At 57.0% G+C, this 17,628-nt stretch carries 15 protein-coding genes; 11 read left to right on the forward strand and 4 right to left on the reverse strand.

Annotated elements, in window-relative coordinates; translation table 11 throughout:
* Positions 1-8 precede the first annotated feature (8 nt).
* The 8 genes from hpaX (at position 9) to DSD31_RS22305 (ending at position 9,490) form a co-directional block, all read left to right on the forward strand.
* Entirely contained in the window at positions 9-1,367 is a 1,359-nt protein-coding gene (hpaX, locus tag DSD31_RS22270; protein WP_004857564.1) for a 4-hydroxyphenylacetate permease, read from the forward strand.
* 9 nt (positions 1,368-1,376) lie between these two features.
* Complete coding sequence (hpaA, locus tag DSD31_RS22275; RefSeq protein WP_004857563.1) at positions 1,377-2,267, forward strand: 4-hydroxyphenylacetate catabolism regulatory protein HpaA; 891 nt, start codon at positions 1,377-1,379, stop codon at positions 2,265-2,267.
* A gap of 348 nt (positions 2,268-2,615) precedes the next feature.
* Positions 2,616-4,178 carry a 4-hydroxyphenylacetate 3-monooxygenase, oxygenase component gene (hpaB, locus tag DSD31_RS22280; RefSeq protein ID WP_004857561.1) on the forward strand — a complete coding sequence of 521 codons (1,563 nt, stop codon included), beginning with the start codon at positions 2,616-2,618 and terminating at the stop codon, positions 4,176-4,178.
* A gap of 19 nt (positions 4,179-4,197) precedes the next feature.
* Entirely contained in the window at positions 4,198-4,710 is a 513-nt protein-coding gene (locus DSD31_RS22285; RefSeq protein WP_004857559.1) for a 4-hydroxyphenylacetate 3-monooxygenase reductase subunit, read from the forward strand.
* A 335-nt stretch (positions 4,711-5,045) separates the two neighbouring features.
* Positions 5,046-7,196, forward strand: a complete 2,151-nt coding sequence (gene btsT, locus DSD31_RS22290) for a pyruvate/proton symporter BtsT (protein WP_004857557.1) — start codon at positions 5,046-5,048, stop codon at positions 7,194-7,196.
* 98 nt (positions 7,197-7,294) lie between these two features.
* Positions 7,295-7,498, forward strand: coding sequence for a YbdD/YjiX family protein (locus tag DSD31_RS22295; protein ID WP_004857555.1), 204 nt, complete (start codon positions 7,295-7,297; stop codon positions 7,496-7,498).
* 11 nt (positions 7,499-7,509) lie between these two features.
* Positions 7,510-8,466, forward strand: coding sequence for a GTPase (yjiA, locus tag DSD31_RS22300; RefSeq protein WP_004857553.1), 957 nt, complete (start codon positions 7,510-7,512; stop codon positions 8,464-8,466).
* 478 nt (positions 8,467-8,944) lie between these two features.
* Positions 8,945-9,490 (forward strand): YfaZ family outer membrane protein, encoded by a 546-nt coding sequence (locus DSD31_RS22305; protein ID WP_113991311.1) that lies wholly within the window; start codon positions 8,945-8,947, stop codon positions 9,488-9,490.
* A 61-nt stretch (positions 9,491-9,551) separates the two neighbouring features.
* On the opposite strand, the gene DSD31_RS22310 is transcribed toward DSD31_RS22305, so the two are convergent.
* Together DSD31_RS22310 and DSD31_RS22315 are read right to left on the reverse strand one after the other, a co-directional pair.
* Positions 9,552-10,922 carry an NAD-dependent succinate-semialdehyde dehydrogenase gene (locus DSD31_RS22310; protein WP_004857549.1) on the reverse strand — a complete coding sequence of 457 codons (1,371 nt, stop codon included), beginning with the start codon at positions 10,920-10,922 and terminating at the stop codon, positions 9,552-9,554.
* Between the two features lie 212 nt (positions 10,923-11,134).
* A complete protein-coding gene (locus DSD31_RS22315) occupies positions 11,135-12,052 on the reverse strand; it encodes an Rpn family recombination-promoting nuclease/putative transposase (protein WP_113991312.1) in 918 nt (305 codons plus the stop codon).
* Positions 12,053-12,267: 215 nt separating this feature from the next.
* Between DSD31_RS22315 and DSD31_RS22320 the strand changes: the two genes are divergently transcribed.
* Genes DSD31_RS22320 through DSD31_RS22330 form a run of 3 tightly spaced genes read left to right on the forward strand, consistent with a single transcriptional unit; the run spans position 12,268 to position 15,068 of the window.
* Complete coding sequence (locus DSD31_RS22320; RefSeq protein ID WP_015585215.1) at positions 12,268-13,083, forward strand: AraC family transcriptional regulator; 816 nt, start codon at positions 12,268-12,270, stop codon at positions 13,081-13,083.
* A gap of 46 nt (positions 13,084-13,129) precedes the next feature.
* Positions 13,130-13,792 carry a LysE family translocator gene (locus DSD31_RS22325; RefSeq protein ID WP_004857544.1) on the forward strand — a complete coding sequence of 221 codons (663 nt, stop codon included), beginning with the start codon at positions 13,130-13,132 and terminating at the stop codon, positions 13,790-13,792.
* Entirely contained in the window at positions 13,785-15,068 is a 1,284-nt protein-coding gene (locus DSD31_RS22330) for a DUF445 domain-containing protein (protein WP_004857542.1), read from the forward strand. The genes DSD31_RS22325 and DSD31_RS22330 overlap by 8 nt, the downstream gene beginning before the upstream one ends.
* 44 nt (positions 15,069-15,112) lie before the next feature.
* Here the strand turns inward: DSD31_RS22330 and metC are convergent, their stop codons facing one another.
* Together metC and DSD31_RS22340 are read right to left on the reverse strand one after the other, a co-directional pair.
* Positions 15,113-16,303: a cystathionine beta-lyase gene (metC, locus tag DSD31_RS22335; protein WP_015585218.1), complete on the reverse strand. Its 1,191-nt coding sequence runs from the start codon at positions 16,301-16,303 to the stop codon at positions 15,113-15,115.
* A 37-nt stretch (positions 16,304-16,340) separates the two neighbouring features.
* Positions 16,341-17,573 (reverse strand): dicarboxylate/amino acid:cation symporter, encoded by a 1,233-nt coding sequence (locus DSD31_RS22340; protein WP_113991313.1) that lies wholly within the window; start codon positions 17,571-17,573, stop codon positions 16,341-16,343.
* Positions 17,574-17,628 lie beyond the last annotated feature (55 nt).

The raw sequence follows: 17,628 nt of genomic DNA on the forward strand, positions 1-17,628 counted from the left end.
AGTGCATCATGACAACCTCTACCCTGCAACACAATGAAAATAAAGTCGTTGAAGTAGAAAATCGGGTGATCAAAAAGCTGTTCCGCCGCCTTATCACCTTCCTGTTCGTGCTTTTTGTTTTCTCATTTCTGGACCGCATTAATATCGGCTTCGCCGGGCTGACGATGGGCAAAGATCTCGGTCTGACCTCCACCATGTTTGGCCTGGCGGCGACGCTGTTTTACGTCACCTACGTGATGTGCGGGATCCCCAGCAATATCATGCTGGCGAAGGTCGGTGCCCGCCGCTGGATCGCCGGGATCATGGTGGTGTGGGGGATCGCGTCAACCTGTACGATGTTTGCCACCAACCCGCATACGCTGTATATCCTGCGCATGCTGGTTGGTATCGCTGAAGCCGGCTTCCTGCCAGGGATCCTGGTCTACCTGACCTGGTGGTTCCCGGCCTATCACCGCGCCCGCGCCAACGCCCTGTTTATGATAGCGATGCCGGTGACTATGATGCTTGGCTCTATCCTCTCCGGCTATATTCTGGCGCTTGATGGCCTGTGGAACCTGAAGGGCTGGCAGTGGCTGTTCCTGCTGGAAGGGCTGCCGTCGGTGGTGCTCGGCGTGGTGACCTGGTTCTTCCTCAACGATACCCCGGATCAGGCCAGCTGGCTGGATAAGGAGGAGAAGCAGGCGCTGAAAACGATGATTGCACGCGAGCGCGAAAGCGCCACCGTGATTCCAGCCTCCGGACGCTCTACTCTGCGGGAAGTGCTGACGCCGGCGGTGCTGATGTACACGCTCGCCTACTTCTGTCTGACCAATACCCTGAGCGCCATCAATATCTGGACTCCGCAGATCCTGCAAAGCTTCAACACCGGCAGTAGCAACATTGTGATCGGGATGCTGGCGGCGATTCCGCAGTTCTGTACGATTTTCGGGATGATCTGGTGGAGCCGGCGATCCGATCGGCGAAAAGAGCGCAAGATGCATACCATCCTGCCCTATCTGTTCGCCGCTGCCGGATGGCTGCTGGCCTCCGCCACCCACCACGCGCTGATCCAGCTGATCGGCATCATTATGGCCTCCGTGGGCTCTTTTACCGCCATGGCGATTTTCTGGACCACCCCGGATCGGGTGATCAGCCTGCAATCGCGGGCGGTGGCGCTGGCGGTCATCAACGCTATCGGCAATATCGGATCCGCCGTCAGCCCGCTGCTGATCGGTATTTTGCGTGATGCTACCGGTAGCTTTAGCTCCGGACTGTGGTTTGTCGCCGGACTGCTGGTCGTCGGCGCGCTGGTGCTGACCCGAATTCCGATGAGTGCGCGGGAAGACGCCGCCGCTGAGGCAGGACTCGCCGCCCAGAAAAGTCATTAAGGAGTGCCCATGTGTCAGCCCTCAATCGCTAATATCGATATCAACAAAGATTACGATGAGAGTCTGGGGACCGAGGATGTGCACTATCAGTCGTTTGCCCGCATGGCGGCCTTTTTTGGCCGCGACATGCAGGCGCATCGACACGACCAGTACTTTCAGATGCACTTTCTCGATACCGGGCAGATTGAACTGCAGCTCGACGATCACCGCTATTCGGTGCAGGCGCCGCTGTTTGTCCTGACGCCGCCGTCGGTGCCGCACGCTTTTATCACCGAGTCCGACAGCGACGGGCACGTGTTGACCGTGCACGAAGATCTGATCTGGCCGCTGCTGGAGGTCCTCTATCCCGGAACGCGGGAAGCGTTCGGGCTGCCGGGTATGTGTCTGTCGCTGGCGGATAAACCCGATGAACTGACGGCGCTGGCGCACTACTGGCAGCTGATTAAGCGCGAATCGACCGCGCAGCTGCCGGGGCGCGAACATACCCTGGCGCTGCTGGCGCAGGCGGTGTTCACTCTGCTGCTGCGTAACGCCAGGCTCGACGATCATGCCGCCAGCGGTATGCGCGGCGAGCTGAAGCTGTTTCAGCGCTTTAACCAGATGATCGACAGTCACTACCACCAGCACTGGGCGGTACCGGACTATGCCAACGAGCTGCACGTTACCGAATCACGGCTGACCGACATCTGCCGCCGCTTTGCCAACCGACCGCCGAAGCGGTTGATCTTCGACCGCCAGCTACGTGAGGCCAAACGGCTGCTGCTGTTTTCCGATAGCGCGGTCAACGAGATAGCCTGGCAATTGGGGTTTAAAGACCCCGCCTATTTCGCTCGTTTTTTTAATCGCCAGGTCGGCTGTTCGCCCAGCAGCTACCGTGCGCAAAAAGTACCGGTGTCTTAATTTCCCGCTGGCGCTACGCTTAGCGAAGCGACGGCCCGCAGGTCGGGTAAGCGCAGCGCCAGCGGCCGAAATACCGCCAGGGACATCACCCGGCCAGCGTAGCTACGCCGGGAAAAAGGCTGGCCTCTGCAGCGAAAACACCACCTCGATCACAGAACCACACTCCCCCTGAAAAGTACCTGCCGTTGTCGCAAACGTCCCTTCACGAATGACGCAATAACCGCTTCAATTGAACAACAAAAACAAAACATAAATTTAACATTAATGCCCGAAATCATTCGCAGGCAGCCACCAGACAGGCAGCCCGAAGCAGGACGGGATATTCCGATAAATACTGAAGAGGCCCCTATGAAACCTGAAGATTTCCGCACAGACGCGAAACGCCCGTTAACCGGTGAAGAGTACCTGAAAAGCCTGCAGGATGGCCGCGAGATTTACATCTACGGCGAACGCGTCAAAGACGTCACCACGCATCCGGCCTTCCGCAACGCCGCCGCCTCCGTCGCCCAGCTGTACGATGCGCTGCATAAACCGGAAATGCAGGACTCCCTGTGCTGGAACACCGATACCGGCAGCGGCGGCTATACCCATAAATTCTTCCGCGTGGCGAAAAGCGCCGACGATCTGCGCCAGCAGCGCGATGCGATTGCCGAGTGGTCGCGCCTGAGCTACGGCTGGATGGGCCGTACCCCGGATTACAAAGCCGCCTTCGGCTGCGCGCTGGGTGCGAACCCGGCTTTCTACGGCCAGTTCGAACAGAACGCCCGCAACTGGTACACCCGCATTCAGGAAACCGGCCTGTACTTTAACCACGCCATCGTCAACCCGCCGATTGACCGTCATAAACCGGCCGACGAAGTGAAAGACGTCTACATCAAGCTGGAAAAAGAGACCGATGCCGGGATCATCGTCAGCGGCGCGAAAGTTGTCGCCACCAACTCGGCGCTGACCCACTACAACATGATCGGTTTTGGTTCTGCGCAGGTGATGGGGGAAAACCCGGACTTCGCCCTGATGTTCGTCGCGCCAATGGATGCCGAAGGCGTCAAACTGATCTCCCGCGCCTCCTATGAGATGGTTGCCGGGGTCACCGGATCGCCGTACGACTATCCGCTCTCCAGCCGCTTTGATGAAAACGATGCGATCCTGGTGATGGATAAGGTACTGATTCCGTGGGAAAACGTATTGATCTATCGCGATTTCGATCGCTGTCGTCGCTGGACGATGGAAGGCGGCTTTGCGCGTATGTATCCGCTGCAGGCCTGCGTACGCCTGGCGGTCAAACTCGACTTCATCACCGCCCTGCTCAAACGCTCGCTGGAATGTACCGGCACCATGGAGTTCCGCGGTGTACAGGCCGATCTCGGCGAAGTGGTCGCCTGGCGCAATATGTTCTGGGCGCTGAGCGACTCCATGTGTTCCGAAGCGACGCCGTGGGTGAATGGCGCCTGGCTGCCGGATCACGCCGCGCTGCAGACCTACCGCGTGATGGCGCCGATGGCCTATGCCAAGATCAAAAATATTATCGAACGTAACGTGACCAGCGGCCTGATCTACCTGCCATCCAGCGCACGCGATTTGAACAACCCGCAGATCGACCAGTATCTGGCGAAATACGTTCGCGGCTCCAACGGCATGGACCACGTTGAACGTATCAAGATCCTCAAGCTGATGTGGGACGCGATCGGCAGCGAATTCGGCGGCCGCCACGAGCTGTATGAAATCAACTATTCCGGAAGCCAGGACGAAATCCGCCTGCAGTGTCTGCGTCAGGCGCAAAGCTCCGGCAACATGGACAAAATGATGGCGATGGTCGACCGCTGCCTGTCCGAGTACGACCAGAACGGCTGGACGGTGCCACACCTGCACAACAACTCTGATATCAATATGTTGGATAAGCTGCTGAAGTAATTCGCAGCGGGAGGTCACAATGCAATTAGATGAACAACGACTGCGTTTTCGCGATGCCATGTCCAGCCTGTCGGCTGCGGTCAACGTCATTACCACCGAGGGTGACGCCGGCCGCTGCGGCATCACCGCCACCGCCGTGTGCTCGGTCACCGATACGCCGCCGTCGGTCATGGTGTGTATCAATGCCAACAGCGCGATGAACCCGGTATTCCAGGGCAACGGCAAACTGTGCGTTAACGTGCTGAACCATGAGCAGGAAGTGATGGCCCGCCATTTCGCCGGCATGACCGGGATGGCTATGGAAGACCGCTTTAGCCTCTCCTGCTGGCAAAAAGGGGCCCTGGGACAGCCGGTTCTGAAAGGGTCGCTGGCCAGCCTTGAAGGGGAGATAAGCCAGGTACAGACCATCGGTAGCCACCTGGTCTATCTGGTCGAGATCAAGAACATCACTCTGAGCCAGGAAGGCCATGGGCTGATTTACTTTAAGCGCCGTTTCCATCCGGTGATGATGGAAATCGAGGTCGCGGTATAACGTTCTGCCACCTTCGCTTCTGACATTCTCTTTTCTGTGCCCTGTTCTCTGTTCTCCTCTCTTTTTCCTCTCCCCTGCGGGGAGGAAAAAGAGGTGGAAAAAAATCTTGTGATCTCAATCACATGTTTACCCGCTGCTCATTTCCTGCCCAACCGCTTATCCCGCCTGGCAACCGCTTAACCCCACATATAACCACTCACAGATTTACCCAACTTTACGCGCGCGGAGTTCTGGCAAGATCGTCTCCAGCATAGCTAACCAATACCTCCTCAAACCCTAACTTAAACCCAGACGGCTTCGGCCCATTATTCATCTTATTAACGCCAGGTTTTACTATGGATACTAAAAAGTTATTCAAGCACATACCCTGGGTGATTCTTGGAATCATCGGGGCATTTTGCCTCTCAGTCGTCGCTCTGCGCCGCGGTGAGCACGTCAGTGCGCTGTGGATCGTGGTGGCGTCAGTTTCCGTCTACCTCGTCGCCTACCGTTATTACAGCCTGTATATCGCGCAAAAGGTGATGAAGCTCGATCCTACGCGTTCTACGCCGGCGGTGATTAACAACGATGGTCTGAACTACGTCCCGACCAACCGCTACGTGCTGTTCGGCCACCACTTTGCCGCTATCGCCGGTGCCGGTCCGCTGGTGGGTCCGGTTCTCGCCGCGCAGATGGGCTACCTGCCGGGTACCCTGTGGCTGCTGGCGGGGGTGGTACTGGCCGGGGCGGTACAGGACTTTATGGTGCTGTTTATCTCCTCGCGTCGTAACGGTGCCTCGCTGGGTGAGATGATCAAGCAAGAGATGGGGCCGGTTCCGGGTTCCATTGCGCTATTCGGCTGCTTCCTGATTATGATCATCATCCTCGCGGTGCTGGCGCTGATCGTGGTAAAAGCGCTGGCAGAAAGCCCGTGGGGCGTCTTCACCGTCTGTTCGACCGTCCCGATCGCCCTGTTTATGGGGATCTATATGCGCTTCCTGCGCCCGGGTCGCGTGGGTGAAGTGTCGGTGATTGGTATCGTCCTGCTGGTGGCTTCCATTTACTTCGGCGGCATCATTGCCCACGACCCGTACTGGGGTCCGGCGCTGACCTTTAAAGACACCACCATCACCTTTACCCTGATCGGCTACGCGTTTATCTCCGCGCTGCTGCCGGTGTGGCTGATTCTGGCGCCGCGTGATTACCTCGCGACCTTCCTGAAAATCGGCGTTATCGTTGGCCTGGCGCTGGGCATCGTGATCCTCAACCCGGATCTGAAAATGCCGGCGGTCACCCAGTACATCGATGGTACCGGTCCGCTGTGGAAAGGTGCGCTGTTCCCGTTCCTGTTTATCACTATCGCCTGTGGCGCGGTATCTGGCTTCCACGCGCTGATCGCCTCCGGCACCACGCCGAAGCTGCTGGCTAATGAAACCGACGCCCGCTTTATCGGCTACGGCGCGATGCTGATGGAGTCCTTCGTGGCGGTGATGGCGCTGGTTGCGGCGTCGATCATCGAGCCGGGCCTCTACTTCGCGATGAACACCCCGCCGGCAGGCCTGGGCATCACCATGCCGAACCTGCACGAAATGGGCGGTGAAAACGCCGCGTTGATTGCCGCACAGCTGAAAGATGTGACCGTCCACGCCGCGGCGACCGTCAGCTCCTGGGGCTTTGTGATTTCACCTGAGCAGATCCTGCAAACGGCGAAAGATATCGGCGAGCCGTCGGTACTGAACCGCGCGGGCGGCGCGCCGACTCTGGCCGTTGGTATCGCTCACGTGTTCCACAAAATCATGCCGATGGCGGATATGGGCTTCTGGTACCACTTCGGTATTCTGTTTGAAGCGCTGTTTATCCTTACCGCGCTGGATGCCGGTACCCGTGCAGGCCGCTTTATGCTGCAGGATCTGCTGGGCAACTTCGTGCCGTTCCTCAAGAAAACCGACTCGCTGGTGGCCGGCATTATCGGTACCGCGGGCTGCGTCGGACTGTGGGGCTACCTGCTGTATCAGGGCGTGGTCGACCCACTGGGCGGCGTGAAGAGCCTGTGGCCGCTGTTCGGTATCTCTAACCAGATGCTGGCCGCCGTGGCGCTGGTGCTTGGTACCGTGGTACTGGTCAAAATGCAGCGTACTAAATACATCTGGGTTACGGTGATCCCGGCCGCATGGCTGCTGCTGTGCACCACCTGGGCGCTGGGTCTGAAACTGTTCAGCACCAACCCGCAGATGGAAGGCTTCTTCTTCATGGCTCAGCAGTATAAAGAGAAGATTGCTTCCGGCGGCGAACTGACCGCGCAGCAGATTGCTAACATGAACCATATCGTGGTGAACAACTACACTAACGCCGGTCTGAGTATTCTGTTCCTGGTGGTGGTTTACAGCATCATCTTCTACGGCATCAAAACGTGGCTCAACGTGCGTAACAACAAAGTCCGCACCGACAAAGAGACCCCGTACGTGCCGGTACCGGAAGGCGGCGTGAAAACCTCTTCCCATCACTAAGCCTTAATACCGGATAGCGCTACGTTTATCCGGTCTGCAAAGGTCCTGTAGGCCCGGTCAGCGTAGCGCCACCGGGCTTTTTCTATCTGGAACTCACGATGTTTGGTAACTTAGGCGAAGCAAAAAAATACCTGGGTCAGGCAGCCAAAATGCTGATTGGCATTCCGGACTACGACAATTACGTCGAGCATATGAAAGCCAACCATCCGGATAAGCCTTACATGACCTATAACGAATTCTTCCGCGAACGCCAGCAGGCCCGCTACGGCGGCGACGGCAAAGGCGGCGTACGCTGCTGTTAATGGAGGCAAACATGGCACCGATTGCAGTCACCCTGTTGACCGGGTTTCTTGGCGCGGGTAAAACCACCCTGCTGCGCCATATTCTTAACGAACAGCACGGCTTTAAAATCGCCGTTATCGAAAATGAATTTGGCGAAGTCGCCGTTGACGATCAGCTGATTGGCGACCGCGCCACGCAGATCAAAACCCTGACCAACGGCTGCATCTGCTGCACCCGTTCCAACGAGCTGGAAGACGCGCTGCTCGACCTGCTCGACAGCCGCGATCGCGGCGACATTGATTTTGACCGGCTGGTGATTGAGTGCACCGGCATGGCCGACCCTGGCCCGATTATTCAGACCTTCTTCTCTCATGAGATTCTCTGCGAACGCTATCTGCTCGACGGGGTGATTGCGCTGGTGGATGCGGTCCATGCCGACCAACAGATGAACCAGTTCACCATCGCCCAGTCGCAGGTGGGCTACGCCGATCGTATCCTGCTGACAAAAACGGACGTGGCGGGCGACAGCGACAAGCTGCGCGAACGGCTGGCACGGATCAACGCCCGGGCGCCGGTTTATACCGTAGTCCACGGTGATATCGACCTGAGCCAGCTGTTTAATACCAGCGGCTTTATGCTGGAAGAGAATGTCGTGAGCAGCGTGCCGCGCTTCCACTTTATCGCCGATAAGCAAAACGACGTCGCGTCTATCGTGGTCGAGCTGGATTACCCGGTCGATATCAGCGAAGTGTCGCGGGTGATGGAAAACCTGCTGCTCTCTTTCGCCGAACAGCTGATGCGCTACAAAGGGATGCTGTGGATTGACGGCGAGCCAAATCGCCTGCTGTTCCAGGGCGTCCAGCGCTTATACAGCGCCGACTGGGATCGCCCGTGGGGCGATGAAGCGCCTCACAGCACGCTGGTGTTTATCGGCATTAATTTGCCGGAAGAGGAGATTCGCGCGGCGTTTGCCGGCTTGCGCAAATAACGGTTTGGGCGTTCCCTCTTCCTGGGGGAGAGGGGCAACGCGAGGGCATCAGGCGGTACAAAATTCCTTTCGGGTATCACGATAAATAATGTTCCCTTCGGTGTACTTCCAGACGATGGCTTCATGATGCAATTCAGGCTTTCACTTAAGATATTAGAGTCAGTTTTAATCACAAAAATGTAAATTTAAGTATTTACTTATAACTATAGAAATATTTCTGGAAATTATTAGAAAGCAAATTAGTTCAGCCCCAATCAATATCTCCCCTCTGTTCAATTGCTGTTTAGGCAAAAAATTAAACTGACCCTAAACGGCAAAACGTTAATCGTTGACGCGGCGACAAGGTAACGCATTCACAACATCAAAAAAGTTTTTCAATAACATTTACGGTATAAAACATCGATTAACATCACATTTGCAGCCGTAAATATCACCTGTTAGGGTATCTGCAGATTAATTTGATGACGAGGCATAAACCATGAAAAAGTTCAATATCCTTATCCTTTCTGCGCTGACCGCAGTTTCCGGCTCCGCAATGGCGATGGGCTTTACCGTCGAGCAGGGGAAAAACTTTACCAACCTTAATATGGAACTGGGTAAATCCTCCTCCGGTCTTTATGCCGAAAGTCACTGGCTCAAAAATACCGACGATGGTACTCAGACCGGCGGCGTTGGCGCAGGTTATAACCTGGAAGTTGGCCCGGTGATGCTGAATGCCGGCGCGAAAGCCATCTACCTTGGGCCGAAAAAAGGCGATAACGGCGTGGCGTTCCCAATCGGTGGCGGCGTTAACGTTGCGCTGACCGACAGCATCCACGTATTTGGCGAAGGTTATGCCGCGCCGGAAGGCCTGAATAACAGCGTGAAAAACTACGTTGAAGCCAACGGCGGCGTGAGCTGGACTCCGATTACCCCGGTAACGCTGAAAGTGGGTTACCGTCACGTGAGCGTCGACGGGAAAGACGGCCGTCCAAACCACACCCTGATTGACGGCGCCTATATTGGCGGTGGTGTCACCTTCTGACCCGCCGATAAGCGTAAAAAAACCTGCCATCCGGCAGGTTTTTTCTTTTAGCATCCTAATCTTACCGGCGAATCACCACCAGCTTCTGGTTCACAAACTCTTTAATCCCCAGATCGGACAGCTCGCGGCCAAAGCCAGAGCGCTTCACGCCGCCGAACGGCAGCTCCGGCGCGGTATCGGTTAACCAGTTGATATAGACCATCCCGGTTTCGATCCGCGACGCCATCCGTTTCGCCCGTTCGATATCCTGGCTGAACACGGCGCCCCCCAGACCATAGTGCGAATCGTTCGCCAGCTTCACCGCCTCGTCGTCGTCCTTCACTACGTAGATTTGCGCCACCGGGCCGAAAAACTCTTCAAAGTACGCCGGGTTATCGCGAGTAATGCCGGTCAGTATGGTTGGCTCGAAAAAGCTGCCTTCCCGCGGCGCCGGTTTGCCGCCCAGATGCACTCTGGCGCCGTTTTTCACCGCCTCATCCACCTGTCTGGTCAGCGTTTCCAGCGCATCTTTCGAGGAGAGCGGACCCAGCGTCGTACTCTCGTCCAGCGGATCGCCGATTTTCACCTGGCGGAAGGCTTCAGTAAATTGGCTCAAGAACTGGTCGGCAATTTTTTCGTGCAGGATAAAACGTTTCGCCGCAGTGCACACCTGACCGGCATTGTTGAGCCGTGCCTGTACGCCAGTCTTCACCGCCTTCTCCAGACTGGCATCGTCCAGTACCACAAACACATCGTTGCCGCCCAGTTCGAGGGTTGCCTTTTTGATGTATTTTGCCGCCTGGGACGCCACCACGCTGCCGGCCTTTTCCGAACCGGTCAGCGCCGCCCCCTGGACGCGATCGTCGGCAATAATTTTCGCCACCTGCTCCTGGGAGATAAAGAGGTTGGTCCACGCGCCGTCCGGCGCTCCCGCCTCACGCACCAGATGGGCGAAGGTCTCCGCACAATGCGGAACGATGCTGGCATGTTTGGCGATAACCGGGTTCCCCGCCGCCAGATTTGGCGCCAGTACCCGCATCAGCTGGTAGTAAGGAAAGTTCCAGGGTTCCACGGCCATCAGCACGCCGATGGGATGGTGTTCAACCCAGGCCTCGCCGATGGCGGAAGGATATTTCACCGGAGCCAGAAACGATTTCGCATTATCGGCATAGTAGCGGGCGATTTGCGCACAGAGCTTCACCTCGCCGCGGCTTTGCGCAATCAGTTTCCCCATCTCCTGACTGGCGATTTTCGCCAGTTCTTCAACCCGGCTGTCGATCAGATCCGCCAGCCTGTGCAGAACGGGTAAACGCCGGTCGATATCCCCCTTCGACCACGCGGAATGGTAGAGCGCATCCGCCTTCTGCAGCGCCGCTTCGACGTCCGCATCGCTGTGCGCAGCATACTGTTTAATCAGCTGATTATTTGCAGGATTCACCGTCTGATAAGCCATATCGTATGTCTCCTTGTTATCGCTATTTACGTAGTCATAAAAACTACTCAGGGTATTAAGGTTAGTAGAGATGGCTGGGCATGAAGGTAAAGTTAGGTATTTACGGAGGATTCTGGCCGGAGATCGTCAGACGATATCCGGCGCGGAACAGGCTTAACGAGGAAGTCAGTAATAGCGGCCAGGCCGCCTGATCAGGCCATGTGGCGACACAATTAACGCTTAGCGGCGGTAATCTCCTCTTCTGACAGGCCGGTGATACGCAGCACCGTCTCCAGAGCGATGCCATTCGCCAGCATCGTACGGGCAATGCGTAGCCCTTCGGCTCGCTGGCCTTCGCGGCGCCCTTCAAGCTTACCTTTTCTACGCCCAACTTCCTGGAGTCTTTCCGCAATAGTCATCAGCCCCTCCTTATGATGCTGCGGCGCCCGCCGGGCAAGCTCACGAATAAACCTGCCAAAACGGGGGGCATCGCCGGAATATACCAGGTAATTAAACAACGTTTTTAGCTGGCCGTCATTAGTATATTCCTTAACCAAAATGACAATTAGCTGCTCAACCAGCCCCGTCAAATCGCGCTGGCGGATATGCTTTTGCATGAACTCCAGCAACGCTACGCGTCGGTGCTGGACGATCTCGTCATCCGGGATCACCGTAATATCCACCAGCGGAAAAGCGGTCGCATATAATCCGCGGGCATGAGCCGGGTGGGTAAAGCCATCCAGCCAGCACAACGAATAAGGGTAAGGCGTGGCGATACCGTGATAGAACAGCATGGGTATCACCAGAGGCAGGCGTTTATGTCCGGCATCCAGATGACGCTGCATCGCCGCAATGGCATAGCGCATCAGCCTGAAGGCCATATGGGCATCCGGCGAGCTTTGGTGCTCAATAACGACGTAACTATAGCCCTCGCCGGCGGTGGTTTTTAGCGACCAAAGCACATCGGAGTAGCAAGCACGCAGGTCCTCCTCAATAAAACTTGCGGATTCAAGCCGTAGCGTCTCCAGCTCGCAAAGCTGGCGTAGCGAGGACGGCAGATGGATATCCAAAAAATCTCGCGCGGTATCCGTATGCCGGAGAAACTTTTTGAAAACCGCATCATGCGGCGTCGACGTTGAGCCTTTTTGCATGGTCAATAGCCTGCGCGGAGGGACACTAAAACGACTCTACCCGCCGCTAGCCCAGCGCACACGCCGCCGCTTATCTCTTTGCGCGCCGGGACGGAAGATATTTTTATCCGGCGGTAACAACGACAATTTTTTTCCTGCCCGCTCGCAGAACGCCCCGCAGACAGGCGTCAGCGGGCGTGCTATAAACCCCTATCCCCTTCGCTAAGGAGTCTTTCGTGAACCATACGCGCGATATCCTACAAACCTTCTGGCGCGACGAGCAGCTGCCCTGGCTGGAACTACGCAGCACCCGGCAAAGCCGCCAGGCCTATAAACGGCACCGCCATTCGCAGCTCTCTGTGGGGGCGATTATCGAAGGGGAAACGTGCTGTCTGTGCAACGGGCGGGAATATCTGCTGCGTCCCGGCGATCTGATCATTATCCCCGCTCAAGCGCCGCACAGCTGTAACCCGCGCGATGGCCGGCCGCGCAGCTACCATATGCTGTACCTCGATATGACGTGGTGCCGGCAACAGCTGCCGCTTTTCCCGAGTCAGGCGCAGGTACACGCGCCGCAGCCCGTGATCCGCGATCCTGAGCTTTTCAAACGATATCAGCAGATTGTGGCGCTGATGGAGCGGCAGAAAACGGCAGCGCTCCCCGAACAGGTCGCGCAACTGCTGCGGGCGCTCCCGCTATCCGCCGCCCCGCCACTACCGCTGCGCGCGACCAGTTCACGGATCTTCAGTCGCCTGGCGGCCGATTTACAAGAACCGCCCTCTCTTGATGCGCTGGCCCACGAGTTCGCCCTGCGCAAAGAGACGTTGATTCGCACCTTTAAGCAGGACACTGGCCTGACGCCCGCCAGCTTTATGAATATGGCACGCATCGAATTTGCCAAAACGCGCCTGCGCGCCGGAGATGAGATCGCCGACGTCGGCTACCAGGCCGGGTTTGCCGACCAGAGTCATTTCCACAAAACCTTTGTCAGCTACACCGCCGCTACGCCGCGCCAGTATGCACTTGGCCGATCAATATCAGACAATAATTAGCGCCCCGCTTGCCATAGGCTGATCTCAGGTTCTTTGTGAGGTCGCTATGGATATGCTTACGTCGTTTTTCCCGCCCGCGTTTCCGGCGCTGGCGCTCTCCCACTTCGTTGCTCTGCTTAGCCCGGGGCCAGATTTCTTTTTACTGATGGGCTACGCCATTCGCTATCGCCTGCGCGGCAGCGTCGGCCTGTGCGTCGGTATTGCCGCCGGGAACGGGCTGTACATTATGCTGGCGATTATCGGCTGGGGCGTACTGCGTCAGGCGCCGCTGCTGTTCACCGTCGTCGAGCTGCTGGGCGCCGCATATCTGCTGTGGATTGGCAGCCTGCTGCTGAGAAGCCGCCCGACGACGCTGGATGTCCGCAGCGCCTCGGCTTCACGCCCGTCGCGGGTAAAACAGCTTCTTCTCGGGCTGGGTTCTTCGCTACTCAATCCTAAAAACGCCCTGTTTTATCTGGCGCTGATGACCTCGTTGCTGGGTCCGGACGTCACGCTGGTGCAGCAGGCCGTCAGCGGAGTCTGGATGACCAGTATCGTGCTGCTGTGGGATCTCTTACTGGTGACGATGATTGCCCTGCCGGCGGTGCAGCGTCGCCTTTCCACCGTCGTCTGGCGCGTTGAGCGGGCGGCCGGCGGCGTACTGATGGCTTTTGGCTGCTGGATTGTGTGGCAGTTTTTGCACGAGTCCGCCGTCAGGCTATATGCTTAAGCCTATGGAAAAAATCGCTGAACTGAAACGCGCCAAACTGCTGGCGCTGTCGCTACTGCTGATTGCGGTCGCCATTTTTATCACCACCCTGCTGCTACCGCCGACGCCGTGGGTCAGCGCACTCAAAGCCATCTCCGAAGCGGCGATGGTCGGGGCGCTGGCCGACTGGTTCGCGGTGGTGGCTCTGTTTCGCCGTATCCCGCTGCCGTTTATCTCCCGACATACGGCGATTATTCCCCGCAATAAGGACAGGATCGCCGATAATCTTGGTTATTTCGTGCAGGAAAAATTTCTCGATACGCCCTCGCTGGTGGCGCTCATCCGTCGCTATGAACCTGCCCTGATGCTCGGCAACTGGTTCAGCCAGCCGGAAAACGCCCGCCGAGTGGGCCATCATCTGCTGCAGGTCATGAGCGGTTTTCTGGAACTGACCGACGACGCCCGTATCCAGCGTCTGCTGCGCCGGGCGGTACATAAGGCGATTGATAAGGTCGATCTGACGCAGACCAGCGCCATGATGCTGGAGGGATTAACCCGCAACAATCGCCATCAGAAGCTGCTGGACTCGCTCATTACCCAGCTCATTGCGTTGCTGCAGCGCGACAGTTCGCGCGCGTTTATTGCCCGCGGTATTGTCCACTGGCTGGAGACCGAGCATCCGCTGAAGGCCAAAATTCTGCCCACCGAATGGCTGGGCGAGCACAGCGCCGACATGGTGACCGACGCGGTGAATACGCTGCTCGACGAAGTCACCCAGGATCGCAGCCATCAGATCCGCCAGGCGTTCGATCGCGCCACCTTAAAACTGATCGATAACCTGAAAACCGATCCGCTGCTGGCGGAAAAAGCGGAGGGCATCAAGGCGTACCTGAAAAATGATGAGGCCTTTAACCGCTATCTCAGCGAGGTATGGGCCGACCTGCGGGCGTGGATCAAGAACGATGTCACCCGCGACGACTCGCGGATTCAACAGCGGATTGCCGATGCCGGGCAGTGGTTTGGCGAAACGCTGCTCCACGATGACGCGCTGCGCGAGTCGCTAAACGAACACCTGGAGCAGGCGGCCCATCGGGTGGCGCCAGAGTTTGCCGCCTTCCTGACTCGTCATATCAGCGATACGGTCAAAAGCTGGGATGCGCGGGATATGTCGCGGCAAATTGAACTCAATATCGGCAAAGACCTGCAGTTTATCCGTATCAACGGCACCCTGGTCGGCGGCTCTATCGGCCTGATACTGTGGCTGTTCTCGCAGATCCCGACCCTGTTTCTGCATTAAGCGAGCGCAAAACAGCGGCCCCGCGCGCTGGCGGGGCCCTGTGTTTAGCCGATGCGGGTAAACCCGGCCTCCAGATCGGCAATCAAATCGCCGACATCCTCCAGCCCGATATGTACCCTGACCAGCGTCCCGCTGAAATCCACCTCGCCGGCCGGACGAATACTGTTCAGCTCTTCCGGCTGGTTTGCCAGAATCAACGACTCGAACCCGCCCCACGAGTAGGCCATATGGAACAATGAGAAGTTATCGAGGAACGTCGACATTTGCTCATCCGTCAGGCGCTTTTTCAATACGAAGGAGAACAGGCCCGAGCTGCCGGTAAAATCCCGCTGAAAATATTCGTGGCCCGGACACTCTGCTAAAGCCGGATGATTCACCCGCGCCACTTCCGGCCTCGCCGACAGCCAGCGAGCAATGTGGATACTGCTCTCTTGATGCTGTCTGAGGCGCACCGCCAGCGTGCGCAGCCCGCGGCTGCCGTTATAGGCGGTATCCGCATCCAGCGTCTGGCCCATCAGATAGGAGTTTTCGCGCAGACGATCCCAGCAGCGGGCGTTGGAGACCGCCGTGCCCAGCATGGCGTCGGAATGGCCAATGGTGTACTTGGTGCCAGCCTGAATCGAAATATCCACCCCGTAGTCCAGCGCCTTAAACAGCACTCCCGCCGCCCAGGTGTTATCGATCATGATAACGATCTGCGGATTTACCGCGCGGATCGCGTTGACCATTCCCGGCACATCCTGGACTTCCATGGTGATTGAGCTGGGGGACTCGAGAAAGACCACTTTCGTCTCCGGGCGGATCAATTCGGCAATCCCGGCGCCGATCAGCGGATCGTAATAGGTGGTTTCAACGTTGAATTTGCTGAGGATCTTATTGCAGAAGTCCTGGGTTGGCTCATAGGCCGCGCCGGTCATCAGGATATGGTCGCCGCTTTGCACGAACGCCAGAATCGCATTGGTCACCGCCGCTGCCCCGCACGGATAGAGCGCGCAGCCCGCGCCGCCTTCCAGTTCACTCATCGCTTTCTGAAATGCGAAATGGGTGTAGGTCCCGCGGCGGCCATAGAACAGCTCGCCGTTGGCGCGATTGGCGGTAGCAAACTTTTTATCTTTTACCGTCTCAAAGACCAGCGAAGAGGCGCGCTGGATAACCGGGTTTACCGCCCCCTGAGTGTAGCGTTTGTCGCGTCCGGCGATAATTAACTGCGTGTCGAGCTTGAGTGAGTTCTTCATAACGTCTCCTGTAACATCCTTATATCCGTGCGAAAGCTTATACGGCGGCAGCCGTGGATTTCAGTTCAGCCTGTGCCGGCTTTTTTCCGGCGAAGCGTTCCACAATCTGCGCGGCGTTCAAATCATGAATCACGTTGATCAGGGTCGCCGGAGCATCGGTGATGGTGCCCAATACCACCAGCATCGGGATCGCCTCCATCGGCAGCCCCAGCGTGGTGACGATAAAAATTTCACCGAGGAATGCGCCGCCCGGTACGCCGCCGACGATAATGGCGGAGAGCACGGCGATCAGCATGGTCAGGAAGAAGGTGTCGGTGGTGAATTCCATCCCCAGCACCGAATAGATAAAAACAATCTTCAGTGCGGCGATCATGGCCACGCCGCCCTTATTCAGGTTAACCAGCAGCGGAATAGAGACATCGACGATTTCCGGGTTAATGCCCATCGCTTTACCGGCGCGCAGGGTGACGGGCAGCGTCCCTAATGAGGAGCAGGTCCCGAGCGCGGTCGCCGATGGTTCAACCGCATTACGCCAGAATGCTTTCACCGCCGGCATGCCGCCGCCGATCCAGGAATAGAGAATCGAACCGAAGATAAAATAGGCCAACGTGGCAACCATAAACAGGCCGATCGCCCGGGCAAAGGTCAGCAGCAGCCCCGAGTCCTGGCTGGCCATCGTCGCGGCAAAATAGCAGCCCAGACCTATCGGCGCGACTTTCATAATGATCGAGACGATCTTCATGATGACGGTATTGGCATCTTCCAGCAGCGAGGCAATGCGTTTACCCGCCTGTTCCGATTGCCCGATGGCCACACCGGCAATAATCGCCATCACGATCAGCGCCAGAATATTGGACTTCGAGAACAGCCCGAGAAAATCGCTGGTGGTGATCATACTGACAAAATCCATCTTCCCGCTGCCCGCCTGCACCGACTGCGACAGATCGATGGTGACTCCCTGCGCCGGGTTGTACCATAAGGCGAGCGCGACGATGCCGGCCGCGGGAATAAAGGCCATCGCAATCGAGACAATAAAGATAATCGCCATAATGCGTCCCAGCCTTTTCAGGTCGGTCATACTGGCGATCGATGACATCACGCTGATTCCCACCAGCGGGACAATAATCATGAATAGCAGGTTAAGGAATATCTGACCTATCGGCTGTAATTTACCCGCCAGTCCCGGGGCGTAAATACCTGTCAGGCCGCCGATCACCAGGGCAATTAATAAAATAATAGAGGATTTGTAGGGTTCGAGTCGTGACCACATAACCGGTACCTTTTAATTAAAATTATATTAAATGAGATTAAATTCACAATTTAAT

The sequence above is a fragment of the Klebsiella sp. X13 genome, from assembly GCF_003323835.1.
In the GTDB taxonomy this organism is placed as follows: Bacteria; Pseudomonadota; Gammaproteobacteria; order Enterobacterales; family Enterobacteriaceae; genus Klebsiella; species Klebsiella ornithinolytica.